The following is a 15,774-nucleotide window of genomic DNA, read 5'->3' as shown; positions in this document are numbered from 1 at the left end:
TAGATTGCTAGCATTTTAGCCATGACAGCGGAAGCAAAGGTTCAGTTCAATGTCTACCTACCGGCGGACCTCGTCCGTGCGGTCAAACACAGGAGCATCGACGAGGGGCAGAGCCTGTCCGCCCTCGTCGAGAAAGTGCTTCGCAACTATGTGGAGGAGAAGTAATGCTCAGGGTACGGCCGATCATATTCACACCGAACTACAGCGGCTTCGGCAAACTCTTCACCGCACTCGGCCTGACGCTGGTCGAGGACGCGGACGGATGGCAGGTCTTCGAGGCGAGCAGCGGGAGGGTCGCAGTGCACACCGCAGACCAACCGTCGACCCAGCTCAACTTCGAAGTCGGCTCCGTGAGCGAGTTCGCCAGGCGCACAGCGGAAGCCGGCACTGACGCCGTCGTCGTTTACACCAACGACGGCCCGGCCGCCCAGGTGACAGCGCCGAACGGGCGGGTGTTCCTTGCCTACGAAACCCTCACCGGGGAGCAACCTGCCGCAAAGGGCCTCGCGGTAATGCCCATCTGGTACACCCAGGACACCGCCGCTGCGGAGAAGGTGTTCACGGACATCGGTGCGAAGAAGCGCCGCAGTTCGGACGCCGGCGCGTGGCTCGACTTCACCGCGAAGAACGGCGGCATGCTGGCCCTGCACGCAGCCGACGACGACGGCGCGGAGCTGGCTTTCGAATTCACCGGCAACGTGGAGGTACTTCAGCAGCGGTTGCGCAGCGAAGGCGTCACGGCGACCCTGATCGATGAAAACTACGGGCGTTCACTCCGCCTGCCCAATCCCGACGGCGGCGAGATCTGGGTCAACGAGTGGCAGGAGGATCTCTACGGTTACAAGGATCACGCCGCCTCTTGAGCACGCGCTGCAGATTCAGCCGATGGCCGAAGTGCAGCGCGTCAGGACGGCGTGGGTTCTCGTCTGCTATAAAACTGAAGGTATGAACCTGCGCACTCCAGACCCCAACCCCGGGTGGCTCAATGAGGATGACCTGTACGAGGCACGCCGTCGGCTTCCCATGGTGTACGTGGAGGCGATCCCTGTCCGGTGCGATTCCCTGGGCTACGTCACCGAGGTAGGGCTGCTGCTGCAGGCTAATGATCAGGGCGAGATGGTGCGCACGTTCGTCACGGGGCGTGTCATGTACCGCGAAACCATCCGCGCCGCACTGTTGCGCCATCTGGAGAAGGACCTCGGACCCTTCGCACTCCCCCAGCTGCCGCCGTGTCCGGTCCCGTTCACGATCGCCGAGTACTTCCCGTCGCCGTCGGAAACCGGACTCACCGATGACCGGCAGCACGCCGTCGCGCTCGCCTACCTGATCCCGGTCACCGGCGAGTGCAACCCCCGCCAGGATGCCCTCGAGCTGACCTGGCTCACACCCGAAGAGGCCCTGAGCCCGGAAGTAAGTGCCGAATTCTCCGGTGGCCGGGACAGCCTGCTCCGGCAGGCGCTGGCCTACGCCGGTTGGACCCGCTGACCCGTTACCGTTTCTTTATATACTCGGGGGGTCTTAGCTGCAGTGAGGTAGGGATTCTTCGATGATCGACAGCCACGTGGCCGTACGGGTTCAACCGCTTGCCGCAGAGGCAGTGAGCGCGGGCCGCAGGCTTCTCCTCCCGGACGGCGAGGGCACGCGCGAAGTGGTGGATGTCGCCGTCGAGCCGGACGACTTCGGAGTGCCGGCCGTTGTGCTGGCCACCCTGGAGGGCGGCGAAACCCTTCGGATAGCCTCCGGGTCCACGGTTCAGGCGGAAGCTCGCGAGGAAGTGATGACAGCCGATGAGGGTTCGCCGGAGGCACTGATCGCGCATGTCGCTGCCGTGCATCCGGAGAGCCCGCGGGTGCACGAGCTGGCCGAGCGCCTGGGCCGGGGCGTGAACTTCAAGTCAGGCAGCAACCTCCAGGACATCCGCGACCTAGCCATGACCCTCTACGTTGACCTCGCGGATGCGCCGAGCGCGCTGAAGGTCTGCGATCTCCTGATGGACCAGCCCTTTGACGGCAACTTCGGCCGCTGGAATCCTATTGAGGGCTGCCTGGCCCTCGCCGCGCACCTGACTTACGACGACGACGGCCCCCGCGCCGCGGCCTACGCCACCTCCCTGCGAACGGCGGGCGACGCCGAGACGGACCCGCTGAAGGCCAAGCTTGCCGGGGCGGTCAGGCAGCGGCAGCTGAACGAACCGAATTTGTACGACCGGGAGATCGCGCGGTCCGCTGGTGATCCCGCCGTCGAGAAGGATTGGCGCGGACTGAGGTTGTCGGTGCTGCTCTACCTTCGGGCGCACGGCGGGTCCGAGGCGCTGGGTGCGGATGCGCTGGACCGGCGGATCGGCCATGAACTCGTTGCGATCAGGGCGCTGAACCATCGACTTTCCGCCTCTGGTTAGGAACCGGGCCCAAGAGTAGAGTGGCGCGCATGAGTGACTCGGCAGATTCCCTCCGACAGTCCAGCACCGAGCGGCATCCCGCCCGCGACGTACCCGTTCAGGGGCCCGACCCGCTGAGTGTGCACCTCAACGCAGACGCCCGCCAGGTATGGCTGATGCTTCGGGAACCCCGCCTGGTCCGGCAGTGGTTCGGCTGGGAGGCGGAGGGTCTCGATGAGGAGATCCGTTCCATCTATTTCGCGCCGTCCGTGGTCGAGGGTCCGGATCATAAATTCCTGACTGTTGACGGCGGTGACACCTTCCGCATTGAGCCCGTCCAGGACGGCACGCTGGTAACTCTTGAGCGCGCCGATTCGGAAGAGGCGATCACCGAAGGTTGGGTCACGTTCCTGCAGCAACTCCGATTCGCCCTGGAACGCCATCCCTCGGCGACCCGGCGTACGGCGTTCTTCTCGGGCGAGCCTGCCTCCGACGAATCGATCATCGGGAAGCTGAACGCCGAGCAATTACAGCAGCCCGGGGACTCCTACTCGCTGACACTGCCCAACGGTCATGAGCTGAACGGAACCGTGTGGTTCCGCACAGAGAACCAACTGGGCCTGACCGTGTCCGAGTACGCCGATCACGGCGAGGGCCTAGTGATCGTCGCGGACCAGGGCGGTTCCAGCATGGTGACCGTCACGACGTACGGCCTCGGTGCTCGGGCTCTTCGCGATATCTGGGACGGCTGGGAAGATTTCCGGCAAGCTTCCTACCCGTCATCGGAGCCGTTGCTGACATCCGAGCTGTAGGCCCTGCCCGGGCGGCTTAGCCTGCACGGCTGGGCGCCGAGCGCCCCAAGCGCTTAGCCTGCGCGCGCCGTCGTCGTCGTTCATTTGGTGAGTGCCCGCATGGAGGGCTGGCAGAATGAGCGGGTGCCACAATCAGATTTTTCCTTCTCCATCGGTAAGCGGCTGGGCGAAACGGTGCCCGCTGCCGCCGGGCTTCACGGGCGTACCGGGACCATTTGTACGCCGCATGGCGAGATTCGGACACCGGCATTCATCGCCGTCGGGACCAAGGCCACCGTCAAAGCGGTGCTGCCGGAGTCGATGAAGGAGGCAGGTGCGCAGGCGCTGCTCGCCAACGCCTATCACCTCTACCTGCAGCCCGGCGCGGACGTGCTGGACGAGGCCGGCGGCCTGGGCAAATTCATGAACTGGGATGGGCCCACGTTCACGGACTCGGGCGGGTTTCAGGTGATGAGCCTGGGGTCGGGGTTCAAGAAGGTCATCACCATGGATTCGGCTGCGGCGTCCGAGCACGCTGGCGCCGACGACCGCGTTGCTGCCGGGAAGGAGCGGCTGGCACACATCGACGACGACGGCGTGTGGTTCGTCTCGCACCTCAACGGCGACCGGCACAGGTTCACACCCGAGATTTCCATGCAGGTACAGCATCAGCTCGGGGCGGACGTCATGTTCGCATTCGATGAGCTCACCACCCTGATGAACTCGCGCGGATACCAGGAGGAATCCCTTGAGCGGACGCGCCTGTGGGCTGAGCGCTGCATTCTTGAACACGAGCGATTGACGGTTTCCCGCGCCGGCAAGCCGTACCAGGCGCTGTTCGGCGTGATCCAAGGCGCGCAGTATGAGGATCTGCGACGGAAAGCGTCGCGGGATCTTGGGGCGATGAACTTCGACGGCTTCGGGGTTGGCGGGGCGCTGGAGAAAGAGAATCTGGGAACTATTCTCGGATGGTGCGCTGATGAGTTGCCTGAGGCCAAGCCTCGGCATCTGCTCGGTATATCGGAGCCGGATGATCTGTTCACCGGGATCGAAAACGGTGCGGACACGTTCGATTGCGTCTCCCCCACGCGTGTGGCCCGTAACTCCGCGTTCTACGTACCGGACGGACGGTGGAACCTGTCCAACGCCCGGTTCAAGCGCGATTTCACGCCGCTCATGGAGGGCTGCGACTGCTACACCTGCACCCATTACACCCGTGCGTACATCCATCACCTGTTCAAGGCGAAGGAGATGATCTCGGCGACGCTGATCTCGATCCACAACGAGCGGTTCGTCATCCGGATGGTCGACGACGCCCGCGCCGCGATCGAGGACGGCACGTACTTCGACCTGAAGGCGGAGGTGTTGGGGCGCTACTACGCGGGTTCCCGGTAGAGCCGCTACCTCCCGGGCCTCCCCGGTACAGTCCGGCGGTCGTCCGGCGCGCCTAACCCGCGGATCCGTTCCCTCTGCGCGTACGGAGTGCCATCGATGCAACCCCGCCCGCGTACATTCAACGGATCCGCGGGTTAGCTGCAGGTCACCTCTCCTCCACCAAGTAGCTGTTTCCGGCGAGTTCTCCACATACGCCGTGAAAGCACTTCCTCAACCGGGTGTGCAGGTCATCCTGTTTCTCATGAACGAAGAATCTCCGCTGAGCTTGCCCACCATTCCGCTGTGGCGTGCCGCCGATCTGCAACGCGACGGAATGGATTCACGCAAGATCGCCCGTCTGGTCGCTGACGGCAAATTTGTTCGCGTAAGACGCGGTGGTTACGTTCCTGCTGAATTCTGGAACGTTCTCTCTCCGTCGCGCCAGGAGTTGCTGCGGATATTCGTCCATCACCATACTTCGCTTCCCAGTGCTTCCGGGATGCTCACTTACAGCCACACGACAGCGGCTCGGCTGCACGAACTCAGTCTGTGGAGGGCAGATTCGCTAATCCATCTCACGCAACGGTTCAAGGCCTCCCGCAGAGGCAACGCCGTCGACGTCGTGCCTCACACCGCCCTGCTTCCGGAAGGATCGACCACTGAGCGCTACGGCCTGCCGGTCACAACTCTTGAGCAGACGGCAGTCGACTGTTCTCGCATACTGCCTTACGAGTCAGCATTGATCGTTGCAGAACATGCCCTTAGCAAGGGCGCGAGCCACGCTGCCATGCTCTCCACAGTGAAGACTCTCGCCGGTCATAAGAACGTCGCGAACGCGCGGCACGTATTCGAGAACGCTTCGCCCCTCTCGGAATCCCCCGGCGAGACGCGCACACTCCACTTCATTCGCCGCATGCGCCTTCCCCTCCCTACGCAGCAGGAGAAAGTGCTCACCCGCAACGGTGAGCACCGACTCGATTTTGCGTGGAAGGAGTGGAAACTCGCCCTCGAGTTCGACGGGAAGATCAAATACTTCGATTACCGTCCTACAGACGAGGCGATCTTCCAGGAACGACGCCGGGAGAAGGCACTGATGGAGGAGGGCTGGACCATTCTGCGGATCGAGTGGGCGGATCTGGCAAACGAACGGGAGTTGAAGCCTCGCATCGTCCGAGCACTCCATCGGGCACAGCACAGAACCAACGAATCCGCTGCCTAACCGCAAACGGAGGCTCATCGAAACACCTGAACCTGCGGGGAGACAACGGATCTGTTGGGACGGTGCGGCGCTACCCCGCGTAGGACGGCTCGTTCCGCTTCACCCAGCGGATCGCCGTCGTCGTTACCGGCAGTAGGAGCACCTCGACCAGCGTCTTGTACACGAATCCGAAGAAAAGGTAGTTCAGGAACGTTGGGAAGTCGGTGATGCCGATGACGGACGCCGCGATTGCGCAGAAAATGAGGGTATCCGCGAATTCGCCCACACCCGTCGAGGCCATCAGCCGTGCCCACAGGCTCCGCTCGCCGAACCTGGCCTTCATCCGCACGAGCACCAGGGAGTTCAGCGTCTGCCCAACCAGGAACCCGAGCAGTGACGCCAGCACGATCAACGGCACCGGCCCCAGCGCCAATTCGAGCGCTTCCTGTTTGGCCAGGCCGAAATCGTCATCGAATCCGGGCAACGCAATGATGATCCCGAACACCAGCGAGGCAAACACCGAGAGCACGAACGTCACGATGATCCCGAGCCGCGCCGCCTTGAACCCGTACACCTCACTGATCACGTCGCCAAGAACGTACGCCAGCGGGAACAGGAAGAAGCCGCCGTCGGTGATGATGCTGAATTCTCCGATGATCGGGCCGATCACCACCCCCTTGGACGCACCGATATTGGACAGGATGACGACGACGGCAAGCACCGCCAGCATGATCGAAAAGTTTGCGCTGCCTACGGTCGCGTAACGGGCGCGGGCATGTTCCTGCAGTTGAGTCATGGGGTTCTCATTCATTGAAGTGGTTCGCGCAGCCTCATCGAAAGGCCCGCTGTATTAGCACTGGCGCCCGGCTGCCCCCGGGCACCTCCAATTGTCCCACGCAGGGCCATCCCGCATCGATTCTCCAACAGGTGACTCTTTGAGCCCCGAAACGGTCACCTATTGAAGAGTAGATTTTGAACACGTTCAGAAACGGGCGCTACACTAAACTGAACACGTTCAAAAAGGAGCCGACCATGCCCCAGAAGAAGAGCGAAGCGACCCGCAGCAGGCTCGTAGTCACCGCCCTCAGGCTGTTCCGCGAACGGGGTTATGACAAAACCACCATGCGCACCATCGCGAAGGAAGCCGGCGTTTCCACCGGGAACGCCTACTACTACTTCACCTCGAAGGATGACCTCGTCCAGGAGCTCTACCAATCCCTCCAGGACGAGCAACGCACCAGATCCCTGCCCCTTCTTCGCGACGGGCAAAATCTCGGCGAACACCTGCGCGCCATTCTGCAGACCGGAGTCGACGTCATGGGTCCGTACCACGACTTCGGTTCGAACTTCATCAGCGTCGCCATCCAGCCGTCGTCGAACCTCAGCCCATTCAGCAGCGACTCTGCAGTCGCCCGCGCCAAGTCGATCGCCCTCTTCAACCAGGCCGTCACCACCGCCCGTCCGCAACCACCCATGGCCATCCGCGCGGACCTTCCCGAACTCCTCTGGCTCGTCTACATGGGCGTCACGCTTTTCTGGGTCTACGACCGCTCCCCCAATCAGCAACGCACCCGCCGCCTCATCGACAACGCGGCGCCACTCATCGCCAAGCTGGTCATCCTGTCGCGTCTGCCGGTGGTGCGGAAGATCGTGGACGACGTCGTCCAACTCATCAAGAACGCGAAGGCATGAACGCTTCCCAGAACCAGTACGACGACGACGCGCGGCTGGCCGCGCGGTATAGCGGCGCCGGAGGTGCGCACCGGGTGACGTTCGGACCGAAGGCGCTCATCGTCGGAACAGCGCTAACTCACCTTCAACTGGCGGTACTAATGGGAGCCTTGCTCGGAGACGGACACCCCTACGCAGCCTTCATGATGTTCCTGCTGAGCGGCCTCTTCGGCCTTCCAATTGCTGCCCTTGGGTGCTTCATTGCCCTAGCACTAGGACTTGCCCTTCGCCCAATCGCGAATCAGGGAGTTCATGTGCTCGCTTTCTTTGCCGCTCTCACGTTGGTTCCTGCAGTGATCCTGCTATTGGCGGGCCTCGGGTTTGCGGCTATTGCGGCCGGTCTGATCATTGGGACGGCAGCCGCCATCGGACGGGCGAGCGTGTGGAAGCTCGTCACCGTTCACCCGGCGAAACCCACGACAACCGAGCATCCGGCGGAGTAGCCTGCATTCCACGAAGAGCAACAAACCGGACGCAGAGGGCACCCATGAGATTTAGCGCCGAACTGGAATCATCGGGCAAGAACACCGCCGGCTTCGAGGTCCCGGAAAGCATCGTCGAGGAACTTGGCGGCGGAAAGCATTCCAAGATCGAGGCCAAGGTCAACGGGTACGTGTTCCGTACATCGATAGCGTCGATGGGCGGTCGATACCTGTTTGGGATGAGCGCAGACCGGCGTAAGGAGTCGGGAGTCGTCGTCGGGCAGGTGTACGACGTCGAAATCGCACTCGACACCGCACCCCGCGAAGTAGACGTTCCGGAAGACTTCGCTGAAGCACTGGACAACGACCCGGCAGCGAAAGCGTTCTGGGAGACCCTCTCGTACAGCAACAGAAGCTGGCACACGCTACAGGTTGCGGGCGCGAAGAAGCCGGACACCCGCGCTGCCCGGATAGGGAAGTCCGTCGCAATGCTGCGCGAGGGCCGGGCAAGATAAAACCCGTTGGCGCCACCCGCGAAGCGTCGGGCAGACTGGTGCCATGGCTACTGACTCACCAGCTATCACCCTGACCATCGCGGGCTCCGAGGCTACCGGAGGTGCCGGCGCGCAGGTGGACCTGAAGACGTTCCAGGAACTGGGCACCTATGGCATCGCGGCGCTGACGTGCATCGTCTCCTTCGATCCGAAGGACAGTTGGAACCATCGTTTTGTGCCCGTCGACGCGCAAGTCATCGCTGACCAGCTCGAGGCCATCCAGTCCTGCCACGACATCCGCACCGTTAAGATCGGCATGCTCGGCACACCCCAGACCATCGACACTGTCGCCGGTGCCCTGAAGTCGCAGGAGTGGGAAAACGTGGTGCTGGACCCGGTGCTGATCTGCAAGGGTCAGGAGCCGGGAGCGGCCCTCGACACGGATCAGGCCCTGAAGGCAACCATCCTCCCGCTTGCCACCTTCGTCACGCCGAACCATTTCGAAGCCGAGTCCCTCTCCGGCATGGAGATCCGTTCACTTGAGGATCTGAAGGAAGCGGCGCGGCGCATTCACGAGGCGAGTGGCGCCGTCGTACTCGCCAAGGGCGGCGTGCGGCTGGAAGGGGAGGACGCGCTCGACGTCTATTACGACGGCGAGACCATGGACATTCTCAGCGCACCGAAGGTGGGCGACGTTGCGGTCAGCGGCGCCGGTTGCACGCTGGCGGCAGCCATTGCCGCTGAACTGGCAAAGGGTACAACTCCCCTTGAGGCAGCCCGTACGGCAAAGGAATTCGTGACCGAGGGTATCCGTAACCGGGTCAGTTCGCATGCCCCGTTCGACGCCGTTTGGCAGGGTGGCGCACGAGCCGGCGTCTAGCTTCAGCTCAACCCTCCGGCCCACGGACACACACTTCTCGCAGTGAAATCTCATGCTTCGCTGAGGAAACTATGTCCAATTCGTTGACTTGTGACACGTAACACAGAAAGCTGGTAATCGTGCAGAACTCGCGAAGGGTCCTGCACAGCTGCTGGCACCCAATCTAAACCAGGGAACCTCACTCACACGCGTCTCGGCCGTGTCAGCAGCGCTGCGGGGGGCTAAACATAGAACTCGGCGGGGCGGCCTTGACTCATCCTTACTAAGGAGAAGCATGAGCAAGTCATACCGCCGGAATTCAGGAAAGGCTGTGTTGGCTTCGCTGACCGGTCTTGTCCTGGCTTCCAGCATGTGGGCGCCGGCTTCAGCGGTTGAAGCGCCGGACGGCGCACCGACTGCTGAGGGCATTGAGCTGAAGACGCTCCCGCCTGGTCTCAAAATCAGTGAAAATTTGAACAAGGCTGCCGGTGATGTTGCGGTCTTCGTGCAGTTCGAAGGCGAAGGTGCCTTTGCACGCACGCAGTCGGACGCGGTCCAGAGTGGCCGGAAAGCTCCGGAAGACCGCAGCGCCGACGTGAAGAAGATCCGCGAAGCCACGCAAGCCAAAGCCAAGGAGGTTGTTGCTGCGGTTTCCGGCAAGGAACTGTACGTGACCTCCAACACCATTCCCGGTGTTGCAGTGCAGGGCGATGTTGAGGCAATCCGCGCGCTTGCCGCACGGCCCGACGTCCTCAAGATCAGCCGCCTCACGCCGAAGGTGCCCACCAACAAGGGTGGCGTCATCGACACCGAGGCCCTCAACACCTGGGCAGGCGACCTGGGCGAAACCGGCGACGGCGTAACCATCGCGATCATCGACACCGGCGTCGACTACACCCACGCCGGCTTTGGCGGCCCTGGCGACATCGCGACGTTTGACGCCGCGAGCGCTGCTGTCGCGAACACGCCCGAGACGCCGCCTAATACCGATTGGTACGACGAAGCCAAGTACGTAGGCGGTTGGGATCTTGTTGGCGACACCTACAACGCAGACCCCGGCGGCGCCGAGCCGTTCCCTTACCAGCCCACCCCGATGCCCGATGCCAACCCGATCGACTGCCAGAGCCATGGCTCCCACGTTGCCGGCACCGCCGCCGGCTATGGCGTCGACTCCGAAGGCAACACCTTCGAGGGCGATTACTCGACCCTGACGGAAGACGCCGTCAACGATATGCGCATCGGCCCAGGCACGGCCCCTGAGGCCCAGATTGTCAGCCTGCGCGTCTTCGGTTGCGCCGGCTCCAGCCTTGTTGTCGGTGAAGCACTCGACCTGGTGCTCGATCCCAACGGTGACGGAAACTTCGAGGACCGTTCGAATGTTGTAAACATGTCGCTGGGCTCGAACTTCCCTATCCCCGATGATCCCGAAGTTGACATCCTCAACAACCTGACCGCGCAGGGCGTGCTCTCCGTGGTCTCCTCCGGCAACGACGGCGACATCTACGACATCGGCGGCACCCCTGGTAGCGCCAAGTCTGCGCTGACCGTTGCCAACAGCATCGGCTCACAGATCACGCTGGATCGCATTGACATCCTGGCCCCGCCCGCAGAGGCCACAGAAGGTCCCGCATCCGGCCAGTACAGCGTCAACTTCGACTACCAGGCAGCTACCGAAGATCAGCTCAACGGGACCGTTGTGCTGGCTCCGGAAGCCAACAGGTTTGGTTGCGAGGCGTTCGCTCCCGGCACCTTCGACGGTGAATGGGTTTGGCTGCAGTGGGAAGAGGACGGCGCGTTCCCGTGTGGCTCCGGTGTCCGCTTCGACAACGTTGAGGCAGGTGGCGGCGCGGGCGTAATCCTCGATTCGCCCCGCGACGTGTTCGACGCCGGTATCGCAGGCAACGACAGCATCCCGGGCGCCCAGTTCAACCGCGAGTCTTCTGAGCGCCTCCGCGCTGAAGCTGCCACGGGTGAGCTGCAGGTTCAGCTCAACCCGGAATACATCGCCGCTTCCTCTGGGCCATCCAACGCTCTCGATACGCTGAACCCCAGCTCGTCACGTGGAGTCCACGGTTCATACGGTGTGGTTAAGCCCGACGTCGCTGCACCCGGCACACAGATTGGCTCAGTCGCGGTTGGCACCGGTAACGGCGGATCGGTGAAGACCGGAACGTCAATGTCAGCCCCGAACGTGGCCGGCATTGCTGCCCTCGTTTACGCAGCCACCGAGTTCAATGCCTATGAGGTCAAGAACGCCATCATGAACACGGCGACCGCAGACCTCACGGTGGAGGCTGGGGGCGACGTGGAGTACGCACCGAACCGCACAGGTTCGGGACGGGTTAACGCGCTGAACGCCGTCGGCACTGATGCTATCGCCTACGATTCCGAGGACCCCTCCCTGGTGACGGTCAACTTCGGTGTTGTTGAGGTCGGCGCAGATGCTTACAGTGCTACCCGCAAGATCAGCGTCCGGAACTACTCGGATCAGCCGCATACCTACACCGCGGAGTACCTGGCCGCAACGGAGATCCCGGGGGTGGTCATTGATGTTCCAGACCAGCCGATCACCGTCAACGGTGGTGAAACCGTCGAGTTCGACATCACCATGACGATCGCTGACCCAGCCGCGATGGTGAAGGCAATCGATCCTGCAGCCGAAGTCACGCACACCATCACGTCCCTTGAACCGGACCTGGATGTGACCCGGCAATACATTGCACAGGCTTCCGGTCGCGTGGAGCTCACCAGTGCAACCACCAACACCTTGCGCGTTCCGGTTCACGCTGCGCCCAAGCCTGCTTCCGATATGTCGGCCGAGCCCCGGGTCCAGTACCTGAATGGCTCTGACCTTGAGGAACTGCTGACTCTTTCAGGCCGTGGCCTGTCACAGGGTGGCGCTCCGGGCGAGATGACGTCCTACACGTCGCTCGTTTCACCGTTCGTTCTGGGTGAGGAAAGTGGACGCCTCACCGGCCTGCCGCTGGATTCGCTGAACGCGCTGGACCTGAAGGCAGTTGGCGCTGCATCCACCGTTCCGGGAATTCTGGCAGCAGGTGGGGACCCCGCTGATGGCATTCTCAACATCGGAATCAGCACCTGGGACAACTGGTCCGTACCTACAGGAACTCTTAACTTCACGGTGGAGCTCGACACGAACAATGACGAGGTGCCGGACTTCCTGGTGCAGTCTTTCCGTGAACCGCCCGTGGATTTGGACCTGTTCCTGGTTTCCGCTCTTGACGCCGAAGGAAACGCCACCGGTCTCACGCTCGTCCCGGCCAACGGTGTAGACGGTGCAACGGACACCAACACGTTCGACACCAACGTAATCACTATCCCGATCCCGGTGGCGACCCTCGGGTTGGAACTGGGCAGCACCAATAGCATCCAGTACAAGGTGCGCACCATCAGCAGCTTCACCGTCAACACCGAGGGTGACAGCATTGGCGAGGTAGATGCAACAGAGTGGATCGACTTCAACATCACTGATCCGAGCCTCTGGTTCGCCGGAGCTACCGGCGCAGAGACTGCGTTTGTTGACGCCGATGGAGCATCGATTGGCGTGACCCGTGACCGGGGCGTGGCTAATGGAAACATCCTGCTGCTGCACCACCACAACGCAACGGGTGCCAAGGAAGAGATCGTTCCGATCCGCGTAGGCCAGAAGAAGTTCACGGACATCGCGACGGCCGATCACGAGGAATCGATCGTGAAGCTCGAGCAGCTCGCAATCACCGACGGTTATTCTGAGGCGAACGGAACCTTCACCTTCCGCCCGTTCGAACCAGTGAACCGCGACGTGATGGCAGCGTTCATGTTCCGCTTCGCTGACGTCGGTATCTTCGCAGCTCCGGGCAACTCCCCGTTCGCTGACCTCAACGGTCCGGCCGATCCGGGTGCTGACACGGCATTCTTCTACAAGGAAATGACGTGGATGGAATCGGCGGACCTGTCCAACGGTTACGCTGAGCCAAATGGCCTGCCGACCTACCGGCCGCTGACAGCCGTCAACCGCGATGTCATGGCCGCGTTCATGTACCGGTACGCAAGCGAGTACTGCGACATCCCGGCTGCCCGTGCCTACGACGGCACTGACAGCCCGTTCGACGACATCCCTGCGGGTTTCGTCTTCGAGAAGGAAGTTTCGTGGATGTCCGAAGCCGGTATCTCATTCGGTTGGGACGAGGGCAACAACCGGACGGAATTCCGTCCGTACGTCCAGGTCACCCGTGAGCAGATGGCTGCGTTCATGATCCGCCTGCTCGACTACGTAGATGACAACGGCGGTTGCGCCCCCGGTTCGATCGACTGATCCGGTCCACCCGTAGTAACTGAATAACGTTTCTGCCCACCGAGTCGAAAGGCTCGGTGGGCAGAAACAGTTAACGGTCTAGACGGAAGCCCGCTGCCGCGCCCGGTACGCCGCCACCGCGGCCCGGTTACCGCACCCGGACTCGCAGAAGCGCCGGGAACGGTTCTTCGACAGGTCAATCACCACGGCGCTGCAATCCTCCGCAGCACAGATCCGTAGCCGCCCGAGCTCATTGCTCCGCACCAGGTCCACGAACGCCATCGCCGCCTCGACGGCCATCCGCGCGGACAGCGGCGCCTCCAACGGCGTGGCATGGATGTGGTAATCCCAGTGATCGTGGCGGACCAGCTGCGGCAATGCGTTGAACTCGCGCAGCAACCCGTTCACCGACTCCACCACGAAATCCTCATCGCCCTGCCACAACGCACGCAGCCGCGGCCGCAACGCCCGGACGGCGTGTAGCTCAGCCTCATCCAGTGCAAGATTGCCGGTCCAGTTCCACTCCCGCGCGAAATCCTGAAGCGCGCCGACGTCGGGGAGGAGCTCGCCGTCGTCGTCGTCGGTGTTGACCAGCGCCGCTGCGCCGCGCAGGCCCTCTTCGGTGTCATTGGCAAATAGCATCGCGCGTCCCACCCTAACCCGAGTGTGCCTGGAGAAAGGAGTAAACCTCGGTTTCGTCAACGCCGGGGAAGGCACCGGGCGGCATGGCCGCCAGCAGGTGTGAGTGCGCTCGGGCGCTGGGCCAGGCGAAGCCGGACCACTTTTCCGCCAACGACGACGGCGGCAGCTTGCAACACGATTCGTCCGGACAACGGGACTCGCCACGGATGGTGGTTTCGCGTCCGCGGAACCACTTCACGTGCGCGTACGGCACGCCGACGCTGAGCGAGAACTCGCCGGCGGCGGCCCGCTCGGTACGGGCCGTGCACCAATAGGTGCCGCTGGGTGTATCGGTGTACTGGCTGTAGGCGGAGAACCGGTCAGGTACGTCGAAGACCACCCGCGACGTCCACTTCCTGCACGACGGCTGGCCCTCAATAGCACCGGTGTGATCCTGCGGGAACGTCACGCCGTCGTTCTCATAAGCCTTGTAGATGATGCCGCTCTGATGAGTCTTCTGGAAGTGCGTCGGGATCCCAAGGTGCTCAGTGGCCAGGTTCGTGAAGCGGTGAGCTGCTGTTTCATAGGAGACTGCGAAGGCGTCCCGCACATCCTCGACGGCAATTTCCTTCCGTGCCTTCGCGGCCTGCAGGTATTCGACCGTCGCCTTCTCGGGGAGCAGCAACGCGGCCGCGAAGTAGTTGGTTGCAACGCGCTGACGGAGGAACTCCCGGTAGTTCTCGGGCGTCCCGTGCTGCAGCACATAGTGGCCCAGCGCCTGCAGGAGTACCGAGCGCGGGTCATGATCCGTCCGCTGTGACTGGGTCAGGTAGATGCGCCGATTCTTCAGGTCCGTCACCGAGCGGGTGGAGTGCGGCAGGTCACTCACGTGGTGCAGCGTAAATCCAAGATGATCAGCAATATCCGCGATGAGGTGCTGTGACAGAGGCCCGCTGGTGTGCCCAACCGAGGCCAGGACCTTCTGCGCCTCGGCCTCTATGTCAGGGAAGTAGTTGTTTTGACGCCGCATAATTCCGCGCAGTTCGGCGTTGGCCCGGCGCGCTTCCTCGGGCGTTGCAACCTGCTCGTTCATGCGGCGTTCCAGCTCCGCCTGGAGCCCGACAAGCGCTTCGAGCGCCTCCATCGGCAACCGCGCCGACGTCCGTACCTTCGGCAGCCCCAGCGATTCATAGAGCGGACCCCGCTGGGCGCGTTCCAGCGCAATCTCCAGCGCCGCGCGCCGGCTGGGCGGTTCCGCGCCGAGCAACTGGTCAATGCTGACCTCCAGCGCCTTGGCGAGGGACTGCAGCATTCCTAGTCGCGGCTCACGCTTCCCGTTCTCCATGAGCGAGAGCTGGGAAGGAGCGGTTCCGACGACGGCGCCAAGCTCCTCAAGGGTCATGCGGCGGCTTTTGCGCAGATGCCGGATGCGACGGCCGAGGCTGATGGCGTCCTGGCCTTGAGGTTCTGATTCGGTTTCAGGCTGGTGGGTACGGGTCCAGCTGGAAGTCGTCATTTCTTGACGATACGCGAAGAATCGCGTTTCTTTCCAGACCCAAGCCCTATTGAAGATTCCCAAAATGCAGAATTGTTGATTCCACCAGCACACATGA

At 62.6% G+C, this 15,774-nt stretch carries 15 protein-coding genes; 12 read left to right on the top strand and 3 right to left on the bottom strand.

The genetic code is table 11. The features are described from left to right. Positions 1–21 precede the first annotated feature (21 nt). From BJ994_RS01025 to BJ994_RS00995, 7 genes are all read left to right on the top strand, one after another. Positions 22–165, top strand: a complete 144-nt coding sequence (locus BJ994_RS01025; RefSeq protein WP_167990524.1) for a ribbon-helix-helix domain-containing protein — start codon at positions 22–24, stop codon at positions 163–165. After that, on the top strand, positions 165–863 hold the full coding sequence (locus BJ994_RS01020; protein WP_167990521.1) for a VOC family protein: 699 nt from the start codon (positions 165–167) through the stop codon (positions 861–863). The genes BJ994_RS01025 and BJ994_RS01020 overlap by 1 nt, the downstream gene beginning before the upstream one ends. Positions 864–945: 82 nt before the next feature. Beyond that, positions 946–1,485, top strand: coding sequence for an NUDIX hydrolase family protein (locus tag BJ994_RS01015; protein WP_167990519.1), 540 nt, complete (start codon positions 946–948; stop codon positions 1,483–1,485). Positions 1,486–1,546: 61 nt separating this feature from the next. Continuing rightward, on the top strand, positions 1,547–2,398 hold the full coding sequence (locus BJ994_RS01010) for a DUF6707 family protein (protein ID WP_167990517.1): 852 nt from the start codon (positions 1,547–1,549) through the stop codon (positions 2,396–2,398). 29 nt (positions 2,399–2,427) lie between these two features. Then, positions 2,428–3,189 carry an SRPBCC family protein gene (locus BJ994_RS01005; protein ID WP_245192219.1) on the top strand — a complete coding sequence of 254 codons (762 nt, stop codon included), beginning with the start codon at positions 2,428–2,430 and terminating at the stop codon, positions 3,187–3,189. Between the two features lie 99 nt (positions 3,190–3,288). Continuing rightward, complete coding sequence (tgt, locus tag BJ994_RS01000) at positions 3,289–4,563, top strand: tRNA guanosine(34) transglycosylase Tgt (RefSeq protein WP_167995770.1); 1,275 nt, start codon at positions 3,289–3,291, stop codon at positions 4,561–4,563. A gap of 241 nt (positions 4,564–4,804) precedes the next feature. Then, the gene (locus BJ994_RS00995; protein ID WP_167990514.1) at positions 4,805–5,761 is read left to right on the top strand and encodes a hypothetical protein; all 957 of its coding nucleotides are present in this window, start codon (positions 4,805–4,807) and stop codon (positions 5,759–5,761) included. Between the two features lie 70 nt (positions 5,762–5,831). Here BJ994_RS00995 and BJ994_RS00990 read toward each other — a convergent pair whose 3' ends face one another. Next, positions 5,832–6,536 carry a queuosine precursor transporter gene (locus BJ994_RS00990; protein WP_167990511.1) on the bottom strand — a complete coding sequence of 235 codons (705 nt, stop codon included), beginning with the start codon at positions 6,534–6,536 and terminating at the stop codon, positions 5,832–5,834. Between the two features lie 236 nt (positions 6,537–6,772). Between BJ994_RS00990 and BJ994_RS00985 the strand changes: the two genes are divergently transcribed. The 5 genes from BJ994_RS00985 to BJ994_RS00965 all read left to right on the top strand — a co-directional run bounded on the left by BJ994_RS00985 (position 6,773) and on the right by BJ994_RS00965 (position 13,561). Then, complete coding sequence (locus BJ994_RS00985) at positions 6,773–7,432, top strand: TetR/AcrR family transcriptional regulator (RefSeq protein WP_167990509.1); 660 nt, start codon at positions 6,773–6,775, stop codon at positions 7,430–7,432. Beyond that, a complete protein-coding gene (locus BJ994_RS00980; RefSeq protein ID WP_167990505.1) occupies positions 7,429–7,914 on the top strand; it encodes a hypothetical protein in 486 nt (161 codons plus the stop codon). The genes BJ994_RS00985 and BJ994_RS00980 overlap by 4 nt, the downstream gene beginning before the upstream one ends. A 44-nt stretch (positions 7,915–7,958) precedes the next feature. Beyond that, positions 7,959–8,408, top strand: coding sequence for a YdeI/OmpD-associated family protein (locus BJ994_RS00975; protein ID WP_167990501.1), 450 nt, complete (start codon positions 7,959–7,961; stop codon positions 8,406–8,408). 43 nt (positions 8,409–8,451) lie between these two features. Continuing rightward, positions 8,452–9,267 (top strand): bifunctional hydroxymethylpyrimidine kinase/phosphomethylpyrimidine kinase, encoded by an 816-nt coding sequence (gene thiD, locus BJ994_RS00970; RefSeq protein ID WP_167990498.1) that lies wholly within the window; start codon positions 8,452–8,454, stop codon positions 9,265–9,267. A 274-nt stretch (positions 9,268–9,541) separates the two neighbouring features. After that, positions 9,542–13,561: a S8 family serine peptidase gene (locus BJ994_RS00965; RefSeq protein WP_167990495.1), complete on the top strand. Its 4,020-nt coding sequence runs from the start codon at positions 9,542–9,544 to the stop codon at positions 13,559–13,561. 78 nt (positions 13,562–13,639) lie between these two features. Here the strand turns inward: BJ994_RS00965 and BJ994_RS00960 are convergent, their stop codons facing one another. Further along, a complete protein-coding gene (locus BJ994_RS00960) occupies positions 13,640–14,182 on the bottom strand; it encodes a CGNR zinc finger domain-containing protein (RefSeq protein WP_167990493.1) in 543 nt (180 codons plus the stop codon). Positions 14,183–14,195: 13 nt separating this feature from the next. After that, entirely contained in the window at positions 14,196–15,677 is a 1,482-nt protein-coding gene (locus BJ994_RS00955) for a helix-turn-helix transcriptional regulator (protein WP_167990490.1), read from the bottom strand. Between the last annotated feature and the right edge of the window lie 97 nt (positions 15,678–15,774).

The sequence above is a fragment of the Arthrobacter pigmenti genome, from assembly GCF_011927905.1.
Taxonomy (GTDB): domain Bacteria; phylum Actinomycetota; class Actinomycetes; order Actinomycetales; family Micrococcaceae; genus Arthrobacter_D; species Arthrobacter_D pigmenti.
Note: the sequence above shows the minus strand (reverse complement) of the source record. Positions and strands in the feature narration are given on the sequence as shown.